The sequence below is a fragment of the Clostridium sp. UBA1652 genome (genome assembly GCF_002320975.1).
GTDB classification, from domain to species: domain Bacteria; phylum Bacillota; class Clostridia; order Clostridiales; family Clostridiaceae; genus Clostridium_T; species Clostridium_T intestinale.
Window position 1 is genome coordinate 37,472 of the sequence record NZ_DCLI01000051.1, and the last position, 14,180, is coordinate 51,651.

Annotated in this window: 12 protein-coding genes; all 12 read right to left on the reverse strand. The window is 30.6% G+C overall.

The window, feature by feature from the left end:
• Positions 1–382 precede the first annotated feature (382 nt).
• A complete protein-coding gene (gpmI, locus tag B3N22_RS09820) occupies positions 383–1,918 on the reverse strand; it encodes a 2,3-bisphosphoglycerate-independent phosphoglycerate mutase (protein ID WP_286906692.1) in 1,536 nt (511 codons plus the stop codon).
• Between the two features lie 154 nt (positions 1,919–2,072).
• Entirely contained in the window at positions 2,073–2,819 is a 747-nt protein-coding gene (tpiA, locus tag B3N22_RS09825) for a triose-phosphate isomerase (protein ID WP_286906694.1), read from the reverse strand.
• Between the two features lie 23 nt (positions 2,820–2,842).
• Positions 2,843–4,024 carry a phosphoglycerate kinase gene (locus B3N22_RS09830; RefSeq protein WP_286906696.1) on the reverse strand — a complete coding sequence of 394 codons (1,182 nt, stop codon included), beginning with the start codon at positions 4,022–4,024 and terminating at the stop codon, positions 2,843–2,845.
• Positions 4,025–4,134: 110 nt separating this feature from the next.
• Positions 4,135–5,151, reverse strand: coding sequence for a type I glyceraldehyde-3-phosphate dehydrogenase (gap, locus tag B3N22_RS09835; protein ID WP_286906698.1), 1,017 nt, complete (start codon positions 5,149–5,151; stop codon positions 4,135–4,137).
• A gap of 89 nt (positions 5,152–5,240) precedes the next feature.
• The gene (locus B3N22_RS09840; RefSeq protein ID WP_286906700.1) at positions 5,241–6,275 is read right to left on the reverse strand and encodes a sugar-binding transcriptional regulator; all 1,035 of its coding nucleotides are present in this window, start codon (positions 6,273–6,275) and stop codon (positions 5,241–5,243) included.
• 181 nt (positions 6,276–6,456) lie between these two features.
• Complete coding sequence (gene rpoN / locus B3N22_RS09845) at positions 6,457–7,824, reverse strand: RNA polymerase factor sigma-54 (RefSeq protein ID WP_286906758.1); 1,368 nt, start codon at positions 7,822–7,824, stop codon at positions 6,457–6,459.
• A gap of 137 nt (positions 7,825–7,961) precedes the next feature.
• Positions 7,962–9,008, reverse strand: a complete 1,047-nt coding sequence (locus tag B3N22_RS09850) for a BMP family lipoprotein (protein ID WP_286906702.1) — start codon at positions 9,006–9,008, stop codon at positions 7,962–7,964.
• Between the two features lie 109 nt (positions 9,009–9,117).
• A complete protein-coding gene (locus B3N22_RS09855; protein WP_286906703.1) occupies positions 9,118–9,966 on the reverse strand; it encodes a DegV family protein in 849 nt (282 codons plus the stop codon).
• Between the two features lie 70 nt (positions 9,967–10,036).
• Entirely contained in the window at positions 10,037–10,498 is a 462-nt protein-coding gene (locus B3N22_RS09860; RefSeq protein WP_286906705.1) for a tRNA (cytidine(34)-2'-O)-methyltransferase, read from the reverse strand.
• A gap of 112 nt (positions 10,499–10,610) precedes the next feature.
• Positions 10,611–11,615, reverse strand: a complete 1,005-nt coding sequence (splB, locus tag B3N22_RS09865; RefSeq protein WP_286906707.1) for a spore photoproduct lyase — start codon at positions 11,613–11,615, stop codon at positions 10,611–10,613.
• Positions 11,616–11,652: 37 nt separating this feature from the next.
• Positions 11,653–12,489 carry a Cof-type HAD-IIB family hydrolase gene (locus B3N22_RS09870; RefSeq protein ID WP_286906709.1) on the reverse strand — a complete coding sequence of 279 codons (837 nt, stop codon included), beginning with the start codon at positions 12,487–12,489 and terminating at the stop codon, positions 11,653–11,655.
• Between the two features lie 193 nt (positions 12,490–12,682).
• On the reverse strand, positions 12,683–14,131 hold the full coding sequence (locus B3N22_RS09875) for a VanW family protein (RefSeq protein WP_286906711.1): 1,449 nt from the start codon (positions 14,129–14,131) through the stop codon (positions 12,683–12,685).
• Positions 14,132–14,180 lie beyond the last annotated feature (49 nt).

Here is a 14,180-nt window from a genome sequence, read left to right on the forward strand (position 1 = left end):
TAAAAAATATTGTTAAATTTTAAATGGATTAGACTGGCGCTGAAAGGCACGCCTACCGAGCATAGGTGCACTTCTGCCCTGTAGGAGTTTCTTCTCAAACCCCATTAGATTCATTTTTATTTAGTCAAAGGATTAGATTGAAGCTGAGGAACGCTTCTACCGAATAGGAGTGCAGACATTCAATAGGTAGTCTACTTTTTCTGCCTACTCTTTATTCATTTTCAGCTTAAATTTTTATTTTTTTCATCTATATAGTAGCAATACTCTCTCTATTTAAATATTATATAGGGTGCCGCTTTTATTAAATTAGGTTAGATAGATTAGATGGGAGCTTAAGAATAAAAAAAGCCATCACTTTAAATCGTAATGGCTTTTTTGTATATTATTTTATTAAACTTGTTCCAGTCATTTCTGAAGGTTTTTCTAAGCCCATTGCTTGAAGGATAGTTGGAGCTATATCTGAAAGTCTTCCGCCTTCTCTAAGCTCTTTTCCTTCTGACTCATTACTTACCCAAAGGTATGGTACTGGATTTGTTGTATGTGCTGTATATGGTGTTCCTGTTGAAAAGTCTATCATCTTTTCTGAGTTTCCATGGTCAGCAGTTATAAATACAGTTCCATCTTTAGATAAAACTTTATCAACAATTTTACCTAGGCATGTATCTACAGTTTCAACAGCTTTTTCAGCAGCTGCTATTACCCCTGTATGACCTACCATATCTGGATTTGCAAAGTTTAGAATTACCATATCATATTTATCAGTATCTAATCTGTTAAGTAATTCATCTGTTACTTCATAAGCACTCATTTCTGGTTTTAAATCATAAGTTGCAACCTTAGGTGATGCAATAAGTGCTCTGTCTTCACCTTCATATGGCTTTTCTACTCCACCATTAAAGAAGAATGTTACGTGTGCATACTTTTCAGTTTCTGCAATTCTTAATTGATTTAATCCTTTATTGCTTACATATTCACCTAATGTATTATTAATTCCATCAGCTCTATATGCAACTTCTACCCCTTCAAGAGTTTTATCATATTGAGTCATAGTTACAAATGTAAGGTCTAATGTTTCTCTTTGGAATCCATCAAACTGTTTATCATTTATAGCTCTAGTTATTTCTCTAGCTCTATCTGGTCTAAAGTTAAAGAATATAACTGAGTCTCCATTTTTTATGCTAGCTGTTGGGTGTCCATCTTCTAATACAACAGTTGGTAAAACAAATTCATCAGTTTTGTTATCATGATATGAGTTTTCCATAGCTTCTACTGCTGATTTTGCAGTTTCACCTTTACCGTTAACCATAGCATCATAAGCTAATTGAACTCTTTCCCATCTGTTATCTCTATCCATAGCATAATATCTACCGCTTATTGTAGCTATTTTACCAATAGAGTTTTCTTTCATGTAGCTTTCTATTTCTTCAACAAAGCCTTTTCCTGATGATGGAGGTACATCTCTACCATCCATAAATCCATGTAGGTAAACTTTTGTTAATCCATTATCTTTAGCTAATTTTAAAAGACCTTTTAAATGATCTATATGTGAATGAACTCCACCATCAGATAATAATCCTAAAAGATGTAATGCAGAATCATTTTTCTTAGCATTTTCTACTGCTTTTAATAAAGCTTCATTTTTGAATAAGTTACCTTCTTCTATTTCTTTTGTTATTCTTGTTAATTCTTGATAAATTATTCTTCCTGCACCAATATTTAAATGTCCAACTTCTGAGTTTCCCATTTGTCCACTAGGAAGACCAACATCTAATCCTGATGCTTGTATAGTAGTATGTGGATATTTGCTAAACAATCTATCATAATTTGGTTTATTAGCAATCTCAACAGCATTTCCATCTGACTTTGGTGCGATTCCAAAACCATCTAATATCATTAATAAAACAGGTTTCTTTGCCATAACTACCTCCAAAATAGTACTTATTATTATAAAAAGAAACAAAATATTCTCTTTATTTTTTCTAAATTAATTATATTCTACTGATATTAAAAAAACAATAGCAACAACCACTCTTATAAGATTGATTGTCGCCATTGTTATTTTCATTTGCAGATTAGTAGTTTACTATTGCTGCAAAATCTGTAGCTACTAAACTAGCTCCACCTACTAAAGCACCATCTATATCTGATTGAGCCATTTGCGCTTTTATTGTATTTGGTTTAACGGATCCACCGTATTGTATTCTAACTTTATCAGCAATTTCTTTTCCAAACATTTCTAAAACAACGCCTCTTACAGCACTTATTGTTTCGTTTGCTTGTTCATCTGTAGCAGTTTTACCAGTTCCTATAGCCCAGATTGGCTCGTAAGCTATAACAACTTTTTCTGCTAAATCAGCTGATAACCCTTCTAAGTCAGCTTTTATTTGAGCTCCAACTACTGCATTAGTTGTTCCATTTTCTCTTTGTTCTAAAGTTTCTCCACAACAAAGAATTGGAGTTAAGTTGTGAGCAAATGCAGCTTTAACTTTTTTGTTTAAAGCTTCATCAGTTTCATTGAAGTATTCTCTTCTTTCGCTGTGTCCTAAAACAACATAGCTAACTCCCATAGCTTCTAACATTCCTGGAGCTATTTCTCCTGTGAATGCTCCTTTTTCTTCAAAGTGCATGTTTTGTGCAGCAACTTTGATGTTTGAACCTTCTACTGCTTTTAATACAGCATCTAAGCAAACAAAAGTAGGGCAGATTACTACATCACAAGTAGCATCCTTTACTAATGGTTTTAATTCTTCTACAACTTTTACAGCCTCAGCTGGAGTGTAGTGCATTTTCCAGTTTCCTGCTATTATAGCTTTTCTCATTCTATTCACCTCTAAATATTTAATTATTTATCGTTTAAAGCAACTATTCCTGGTAATTCTTTACCTTCTAAGAATTCTAAAGAAGCTCCACCACCTGTAGATATGTGAGTCATCTTATCTCCGAATCCTAATATATTTACAGCAGCAGCTGAGTCTCCTCCACCTATAACTGTTGTAGCATCTGATTGAGCCATAGCTTTAGCTACTTCAACTGTACCTTTTGCAAAGTTTTCAAATTCAAAAACTCCCATTGGTCCATTCCAGATAACTGTTTTAGCTTCTCTAACAGCATCAGCATATATTGCTGCAGTCTTAGGTCCGATATCTAATCCCATATGTCCTTCTGGAATATTTTGATCTTCAGTTACTACTGGTGTAGCATCAGCTGAGAATTTATCTGCAACTATGTTATCTACTGGTAATAATAGATTAACGCCCTTAGCAGCAGCTTTATCTATCATTTCTTTAGCATATTCAACTCTATCAACTTCTACTAAAGATGTTCCTATTTCATATCCTTGAGCTTTTAAGAATGTATATGCCATTCCTCCACCGATTATTAGTGTATTAACTTTATCTAAAAGATTGTTAATAACAGCTATTTTATCTGAAACCTTAGCTCCACCTAATATAGCAACAAAAGGTCTAACTGGAGCGTTTACAGTTTCTCCTAAGAATTTTAATTCTTTTTGAATTAAGTATCCACAAGCTGAAACTGGTACAAATTCAGTAACTCCAACAGTTGAACAGTGAGCTCTATGTGCAGTTCCGAACGCATCATTTACAAATACGTCAGCTAATGAAGCTAATTCTTTTGAGAAAGTTTCAACGTTTTTAGTTTCTTCTTTTCTACATCTTGTGTTTTCAAGAAGAACAACATCTCCTTCATTCATTTTTGCAACAGCAGCTTTAGCGTTTACTCCTACTACTTCTTCATCTCTTGCAAATACTACTTCTTTACCTAACATTTCGCTTAATCTTACAGCAACTGGTGCTAATGATTTAGAAGCGTCTTTTCCTAAATGTGAGCAAAGAATAACTTTTGCACCATTTTCTATTAAATATTTTATTGTTGGTAGTGCTCCAACTAATCTATTTTCATCAGTTATAACGCCATCTTTTAGTGGAACGTTAAAATCGCATCTTACTAATACTCTTTTACCTTTAACTTGGATATCTTCAATAGTTTTCTTATTAAAACTCATTCTTTTCACCTCATAATATTTCTTTATTTTAAAACAGTCTGGCCTTATAGAGTTATACTACAAAACCAGACTTATTTTTAATTTTAAATACTAATAACTAAATATTTAAATTATTTTAAGAAGTTAGCGAAATGCTTTATAGTTCTAACCATTTGGCTAGTGTATGAATTTTCGTTGTCATACCAAGAAACTGTTTGAACTTGATATAAATCTTCTCCTATTTTTGAAACCATTGTTTGAGTTGCATCGAATAATGATCCAAATTTGATTCCAACTATATCAGAAGATACTAATTGTTCTTCAGTATATCCAAAAGATTCATTTGAAGCAGCTTTCATAGCAGCATTAATTCCTTCAACTGTAACATCTTTTCCTTTAACAACTGATATTAAGATTGTTGTAGAACCAGTTGGAACTGGAACTCTTTGTGCTGAACCGATTAATTTTCCGTTTAATTCTGGAATAACTAATCCGATTGCTTTTGCAGCACCAGTTGAGTTAGGAACTATGTTTACAGCTCCAGCTCTAGCACGTCTGAAATCTCCACCTCTGTGTGGACCATCTAATAACATTTGGTCTCCAGTATAAGCGTGGATTGTAGACATTATACCACTTTGAATTTCAGCATAATCGTTAAGTGCTTTAGCCATTGGAGCTAAGCAGTTAGTTGTACATGAAGCAGCAGAAATTATGTTATCTTCTGCAGTTAATATATCATGGTTTACATTGTATACAACTGTTGGAAGGTCATTACCAGCTGGAGCTGAAATAACAACTTTCTTAGCACCTGCAGTTAAGTGTGCTTGAGATTTTGCTTTAGATACATAGAATCCAGTACATTCAAGAACTACGTCTACTCCTAATTCTCCCCATGGAAGTGTAGAAGCATCAGCTTTTGCATATATTTCGATTTCTTTTCCATTTACAACGATAGAAGATTCTTTAACTTCTACTGTTCCTTCGTATCTACCTTGAGATGAGTCATATTTTAATAAGTGTGCTAACATTTTAGGATCAGTTAAGTCATTGATTGCAACAACATCATATCCCTCTGCTCCGAACATTTGTCTGAACGCAAGACGTCCAATACGACCAAATCCATTAATTGCTACTTTAACATTTGCCATTGAAATTTCCTCCTAAAAGATATAGATTTATTTAAAATATTTATAAAAAATATTTTATACCATTTAAGTTTGCTTAAGCTAAGTGAGTATTATTCATTAGCTCTAAAATATTCAAGCAGTCCTAACGCTGCACCTTCATCTGTTACTAATACCCCATATTCATTACAATTCTCTGTAGCAAGTATTGCTTCAACTTTATTATTTCCACCAGCTACTGAAATATGAGTTTTTATCTTTTTGGCAACATCGTAATTTATACCTATAGAATTAGATACAAAAACTACTTCACCTTCTTTATTAAAGTAACATCCAAAAGCTTCGCCTACTGCTTCTAATGATTTTAATTTTTGTTTATCCTTTTCTGATAAACCTCTTTTTTCAGCCATTTCATCTGCTATTCCTATTCCATATATAAGAACGTCAGCTTTATGAATGTTTTGAATAATATCTTTTATTTCTTTTTCTTTAAGTAAAGTGTCTAGAGCATTTCCACTAATATTCTCTGGAATATGAAGCATTTTATAGCTTCCGTTTAGTTTGTGTGCTAGTTCCGCTGCTAAGGTATTAGCTTGAGTTTCAACTTTTTTACCCATGCCACCTCTTGCTGGAACTACTAAGACATCACTTAGATTGTTTACTTTTGGGAAGTTATGTACAACTTCCTTTATTGTACTTCCTCCAGTTATGGCTACTACGTCTTTATTTCTTATTATTTCTCTTGCGTAGTTAGCTGCTGCTTTACCTAATTCTTTAATTATAGAAGCATCTGCTTCTATATCACCTGGGACAATGATGACTTTTTTAAGCTTAAGAATCTTACATATCTCATCCTCTAGTTCAGCTAAGCCTTTAATTTCATGGAGAAAATCTTTTAGCTCTTCCACTACGGTTTCTCCCTCAACTGTAACGCTCATTCCGGGAGTGTTTATCTGGATAAGATTTTGTGCCTTTAAAAAATTCACTTCTGTCCTAACTATTCTTTCACTTAAATTTAGCTTGTTGGCTAAAATTCTACGCCCTATGGGCTGATAGTAATATATAGTTCTTAATATATTGTACCTTTTTTCTAGAACTTCAACTAATTCAGGGACAATACTTTTAAGTAACTTTAAAATGTTTTGCAATTCCAACACTCCTTTGGTACGCCTATGTCCCACTTGAAACTTTTATGTCCCACATCTATTATTATAAAACACTATAATTAAATTTGAAAGACATTTTGTGAAAATTTTTCTAAAAAATTATTATTATTACTCAAATAGCAATAAAATATTATATCTCTATAGTATTTTATTGCTATTTATTTTAAAATCTTTTTCTTTTACTTGATGATTTAATTCCCATTTCTTCTCTGTATTTTGCGACGGTTCTTCTAGATATATTATACCCTTTGTTATTAAGTTCATTACAAATAACTTGATCAGATATAGGTTTTTCTTTATTTTCTTTATCTACAAGACTTTTTATTTCATTTTTAATGTTTAATATGTTTGTGTCTTCTCCACCATCTGTTACAGTTAACCCTGTAGTGAATAGATTTTTTATTTTAACTGTTCCTCTGTATGTTAAAATAAACTTTTCTTTTATGGCTCTACTAACTGTTGATTCATGAATACCTAATTCCTCAGCTATTTCTTTTAATGTCATTGGTTTTAGGTAACTTTCTCCCTTTTCAAAGTAATCCATTTGCTTCTCTAAAATTTTCTCTAAAACTCTATATAATGTGCTTTTTCTTTGCTCTATACTTTTTATCAAAAACATTGCACCATTTATTTTTTGTTTTACGTAGTCTGTTGCAAATGCATCCTTAGAATTGTTTAATATTTCTTTATACATAGAATTTATTGATAACTTAGGTAATACATCATCATTCATAAGTATAAAATATTCTCCATCAATCTTTCTTATTGTAGCATCAGGGATTATAAACTTTACATCATCCCCTGTATAAAATCCTCTAGATGGTTTAGGTTCTAATTCTTTTATAATGTCCCCATACTCTTGAGCTTCTTTAGGCGTAATATTCAAAGCTTTAGCTATTTGATTATATCTATTGTCTGCAATATCTTCTAAATGATTTTCTATTATTTCAAAAAGATTTTCATCATCAAAATATTGCTTCTCTAATTGTATTGTTAGACATTCTTTTAAATCTCTAGCTCCAATTCCATCTGGTTCTAAAGATTGTAAAGTTTTTAAAGCCTTTTCAACAGTATCTAAGGGAACTTTTAATTCCTTACTTATGTCTTGTGTAGAAATATCTAAATAACCTTTATTATCTAAACTCTCTGCTATATAAATACATAGACTCTTATGAAATTCATCTATGTTTAAGTCTATAATCTGCTCAATTAAGAAGTCCTTTAATGACTTTTGAGCTGATATGAATGTAAAAGGTGAAACCTCATCTTCATCATAGCTACCATAACTTTGAGATCCGTAGTTATCTGACTCAAAGTATTTTATCATCTCTTTATAATCATATCTATCCTGTATTTTTACTTCATCTAAATCCTTTTCATAATTGGTTTCAATAACTGGGTTTTCTGCAAATTCTTTATTTATATACTCTAATAATTCACTTGATGACATCTGTAAGAGCTTAATTGAAAGTTGCATCTGCTGTGTCATAATAAGCTTTTGCTCTTGTGTTAGAGTCATATTAAAATTCATATTCATTCCATCACCCTTAATTCCTTTATATATTAACTATTTTAACTGTTATCACTATAGAAAATCAACCTACGACAACAATATTATTAATTTTAATAATAGCCTTACAGTAAATGGAATTTATTTGCTCATTTTTATTATTTTATTAAATATTCTTTAATTTGTATCGTCTTTTCAGGTACTACAAATTTTTCTTCTATTATCTTATTTTTATAATCATTTATTTCATTCATTAAGTTTTTTGAAATCTTTTGTTCTGTTGAAGGTGCAATATCTATATATCCATCTTTTAGCCCTAAAGTTGTTATGTAGTTTTTACCGCTTTTAAATGTCCCAGTAGCTACTTCCTTGCATACTTCATAGGTAGCCTTATCTACTCTTTTTATCATAGATGACATTATTACCGAACTATATTCCTTATATATTTCTGCTTGATCCTGATCTACTCCTATAACATATTTATTTTCTTCCATTGCAGCTTTAAAAACGCCTTCACCGGCTTCTCCTACTGCTTGAAAAATTATATCACATCCATCTTCATAAAGTTCTTTAGCTATATTATAGGCTTTATCTTTATCCTTAAAATCCATTGTATATCTTGCGGTTTCTCCATTTAATAAAGATTCTGATGCAATTTTATTTACGTTATTTACTCCAGCTGCATACCCTGTATAAAACCTTTCTAAAACATCATCCATATCTCCACCTATAAAACCAACTTTATTACTTTTTGTAAGTCTTCCAGCTAATACACCTACAAGAAAGGCGCCTTCTTGCTCTTTAAATTTTACACTTTTAACATTTTCGTTGTCACTTTTCCCATCAATTATTGCAAAAATCTTGTCAGAGAAGTCCTTTGAGATTTTATTTAATGCCGCGTTCATGTCTTCTCCTGTTACTATAATTAAATCGGTTTTATTAGCAAGTTTTCTTAAGTTTTTTTCTATTGTTTCTTTACTATCATTTTCTACTGATACACTTTTTATATTAAAATCCTGAACCCCTTCTAATACACCTTTATAGGATTGTTCATTAAAATTATTTTCTTTAAATACTCCCTTATCTGATAAGAAGCCTACTTTAGTAGTTTTTCTAAGAAAAGTATTTTCAATTATATCACAAGAACATAAATTACTAGAAATCAAAATTATAATTATAAAATAACTTAACCGCCTATTTTTCATTAAACCAAACCTCCTTTAGAGTTAGTTTATCCGAAAAATATTAAATTATTTTAAATCATAGTTAAAGAAAAGACTACTTAGAGTCAATTTAATCTAAGTAGTCTTTTCTTTAATTAATACTTCCTCTTGGAATGAAAAATATTCCTGCAGCTCCTGGTCCAGAATGTATACCAACTGTACACCCTACCTCTGACTCAACAAAATTAATATTTTTCTCTATTAGTTTCTCTTTAAGTGCTCCATAAATCTCTTTATTTTCCGCATCTAAAATCATCACTGGTTCCCCAGACTCATATCCGCATTCTTCTAACTCTTCAAGAATTATTTTAACTGCCTTTTTACTTCCTCTAACCTTGTCCTTAACGGCCATTTTACCCTCTTTAACTTCTAATATAAGTTTAATACCTAAAACACTTCCTATAGTTCCTGCTGTTTTAGATAAACGCCCACCTTTAACTAGATATTCTAAAGATTCAAAAGCTAAAGAACTTCTTACGTGAGGTATTCTTCTTTCAATTTCATTTTTTATATCTTGTATTTCTAATCCTTGTTCAACTAATTCCGTAGCTTTTAAAACTAATAAGCCTAGTCCTGCTGTAACATTTCTAGAGTCTATTACAACTATATCTTCACTATCTAACATTTCTTTTGCAATACATGCTGATTGATATGTCCCACTCATATCTGAAGATAAATGAATAGATATAATTTTATAACCATCTTCTAATAATTTCTTATATGTTTCATAAAATCTTTGAGGTGTAACTTGAGCCGTAGTAGGAAATACATTCCCCTCTCTTATTTTTTGGAATAAGACATTTCTAGTAATTTCAGCTCCGTCTAAATAACTTTCTTCCCCAAAATTTATTAATAATGGCAATGACTCAATACGCTTCTCTAAAATAATATTATTAGGCAAATCCGCCGTCGAATCAGTAACTATTTTTATTTTATTCATAATTTACTCTCCCTCACTCATCTTAATATATTGCTCTACAAAATAAATATCTATAATTCCGAAAAGAAATTTACTTCATCTGAGGAAAGTCCAACTGTTTTAATGCTTCATATACTATTACGCAAACTGTATTAGATAAATTAAGACTTCTAGTGCTAGTATTTATCATAGGCACTCTCATACCTTGTACTCTTTCATGAACCTCCTTAGGAACCCCTGATGATTCCCTTCCAAACATAATAAAATCTCCAACTTGAAACTTTATTTCATTATAATACTTATCTGCATGTGTAGATGATAAATATATGGTATTATGCCCATACTTAGCCATAAAGTCTTCAAAACTTTCATGCACTTCTAAATCAAGATCTTTCCAATAGTCTAATCCTGCCCGCCTTACACTTTTCTCATCTATAGAAAAGCCCATAGGTTTTATTAAATGTAATTTAGAATTAGTAAGTACGCAAGTTCTAGCTATATTTCCTGTATTTTGCGGTATTTCAGGTTGATACAAAACTATGTTAAGATTCACTCTTTTGTCCCTCCATTTTGAATAATAAAATTTTATTATTCAAGAAAATAAGATGGTAAAGCTAATCCATCTTAAATTTATATTACACTATAGAAATATATTAGTCAAAACACTAAATTATATAATTTATATTTTTCTTATCAAAATATTTCGTAATATTTTCATAAAAGAAATTTTTCATATTATTTATTTCTTCATTAGTATAAACATATTTACCATATCCAAATTGTCCATACTTAAATTTTCTTATTTCTTCATCCATAGGAAGCAAGCTTTTTGGGTAAACGCTTAAAATATTTTCTTTTGCTCTTTTGGTGAATCTATGAGATATTATTTCAAAATTTACTTGATGACCTTTAAATAATTCCCCAATTCTGTTTATAAGTTCTTTATAATCCTCTTGCCAATTATCATAAAGAAACACAGGCGCTATAATAAATCCTAAAGGATAGTTTGCCTTTGCAATTTTATAGGCTCCTTCTATTCTTTCATTTATTCCATTTGTTTTATGTTCAAACTTCCTAATAATGTTATCTGTATTTATTGAGAATCTTATAGTAGTTCTCCCATTATGTTTTAGGTTAAGCAAAGAGTCAACGTCTCCATATTTAGTTACAAATCTAAACTTAGTGTATTCGTTACTTCCAAATAACTCTATAGCCTTCTCTAAAGCTCCAGTATATTGTTCTACAGGTATTGGATCTGATGTTGCTGCCCCTTCAAATATTGTTACCTCTGGGTTCCTATCTTCAACATACTTTAATGCTTTCTCAAAAATCTCATCTAAATTTACATGAATTTTTGTATATGGTCTTTTACCTAATTGAGTATTTAAATAACAATACTCACACATTCCCATACACCCACTTACTAAGGGTAATTGATAATGAGCGGAAGGCTTACAACTTTGAAAATCTAATGTTTTCCTTACTCCTACTACCAGCGTGCTTTTACCTTCTACATACATTTCTCTAGGCGTATTACCTGGAATTCCACTTACTCGTCCTTTTGATATTATTATTTCTTTCTCTTCTTTACGAAATCTATTTAGTAGTTCCTCGCCTAGCTTATATTCTAGAGCCTTTTCTTCTATTATTATTCTACTTGGAATAAACATTTTTATCACCTCAGTAGTAGTATGTATTACTATTGAATTATATATTTTCTTTTAATATAAATTTTCTTATAACTTTTGATACACCTTCTTGGTTGTTAGTAGCAGTTATATAGTTAGCCTTATCTTTTATAAATTGAGGTGCATTTCCCATTGCTACCCCTAATCCAGCATATTCTATCATTGTTAAATCATTTTCATTATCGCCTATTGCTATTATCTCTTCTTTTTTTATACCTAACTTCTCGCCTAAAATTTCCACACCTTTTCCTTTACAAACACCTTCTGCATTTATTTCTAGATTAAGCATATTAGAACTTGATACTTCTATACCTTTAATTTGCTTTAACTCTTCTCTTACCTTTTTAACAACCTCTTTTCTAGTATGTATACTTATACACTTTAAAATTTCAGACTGATTATCAAGCAATACCTTATCCCATTCATTATCTTTTACAGAATATAATTTAACTTTATAATCTGATGGTATTCCTCTTGTTATAAATAAATATATAAATAATTTTTCTAAAATTCCACCACAAAAAATAGAATTATGAGTGTGGAAATTAGGTTTCATTTTATACTTTTTTAGAACCTCTAAGACTTTCTTACAAGTTTCATACCCTATTACACCTTTATAAATCTCTTTATCGTTGACATCTTTTATAATAGCTCCATTAGCTGCTATTACAGGAGAATTCAATCCAATGTATTTAGAATAAAAAGCAGCATTATTATATATTCTCCCTGTAGAAATCGCTATTTTCACACCTTTATTTCTTGCTTCTAGCAATACCTTTTTAGTTTCTTCTGTCACCTTTTTATTACTATTTAAGAGCGTTCCATCCATATCTATACATACAAGTTTATAATCCAATATTTAATCCTCCCTTAATTACTCCATATTTTTTACGTCATTATTAAAATTATAATAATTAATTCATCTGTTATCCACTTAATTTACTATAAAATTAATATTTTTTATATTTTTAATGTGCAAATTTATTATACTCATTTAGAAAACAAAAAAATCATCAGCTCTAAACCGATGATTTTTTTATTTTCTATTGTTACGTATTAGAATTTTGTTCACTTGTAGTTTCAGTTGAAGGCACTTTATTTTGTACTGCCTTTTTAGTACCCTTTATAACTACTCCATCAACCTTTGTATATTTGTCATTAGATACATTTTCTCTATTTATTTCTTTTCCATTTTCATAAGTTATTAAGTAACCTTTTCCTCTATAACCTACTACCGGATTTTTTTCCCATTTAGTAGTTCCTTCATTTAAATTTGCATCCTCTTTTGTTATTACAGTAGGTTGTAAAGTTTCTGTAGTCTCAGCTATTAATTTATATGTCTTTCCAGCCATACCTTCTTTGCTTCCGTATATATTAAATATTACATTTCTATTAGATGTATATGATTCAATATATACAGGAAAATCATATGAGTTTTTAAATTTATAATCTAAAAGTCCCCAAGCTACGGTTGCATCAAGACCTGGAAGTGAATAACCTGGAAGCATAGAGTGATTATATCTCTCTGTGGATCTTAAATTCGCCTCCATAGCAGCTCTATACAAGGTCGTAGATACTTGACATATCCCACCACCTACATCTTGTTCAACTCTATCTCCTACAAAAACAGCCGCATTTTTAAATCCTCTAGCAGCACTTCTTTCTCCAACCACTTCATTATAACTAAATATTTCTCCTGGCATTAAAAGCTTACCATTACAAAACTTTGTTGCTAATTCAACATTAGAAACTCTTTCAGAAGTTGAACTTGCAAAATTTGTCTGTGCAGTTGAAATCTTAGAATTTATTTTTGATAGCTCATCTTTAGTAATAGCAGGTTTATCTATTTCTGTAGAAACTACTATTTCTAAATCTTTATCCATACTTCCATCTATAACATCTTTTAACTTATTATTAAGTTCATCTTCATTTACTTTTGTACCATCAACTTCTGGAGTAATTGATATTTTCCCATTACTTATAGATATCGATGCGTTTTTTGCTCCTGCTTTAACACCATCTTTTATTGAAGTTTTAAATGGTTCTAACTTGGTTTCATCATAATTAAATTCTAATGATAAGTCCTCATTGTTTTTGCCATCAATCCAAGATTTTTTACTAAAAAAATTAGAACCTTTACCTATAGAAATAGCTTTATCTATTGTTTCTTCTATATTAAATTCAGGACTAAGGTCTGAGTATCCTAAAGTAAAAATCTTATCATTAACTTTAACATTTATTTTCTTGGAGTTTATTTTTTCTTCAAAACTACTTTTAAGCATTTCTACTGCTTCATCTTTAGTTTTTCCTGAAAGATCAACCCCATTAACTTTAATATTAGGATAGATTTTATCTTCCCACTGCTTAATCCTATTATTAGATGCTATAGCATATGCTGAGGTAGCAAAAACTCCTAACATAACTACAGTGGCTACTGTAAAAAGTATATTTCTTCTTGTCTTACTTTTAGAACTTTTCTTTTTCTTCTTTTCCTCCATTTAATCTCTCCTTTCTCCCTGTCAATACATTATACTACAAATTTATTTT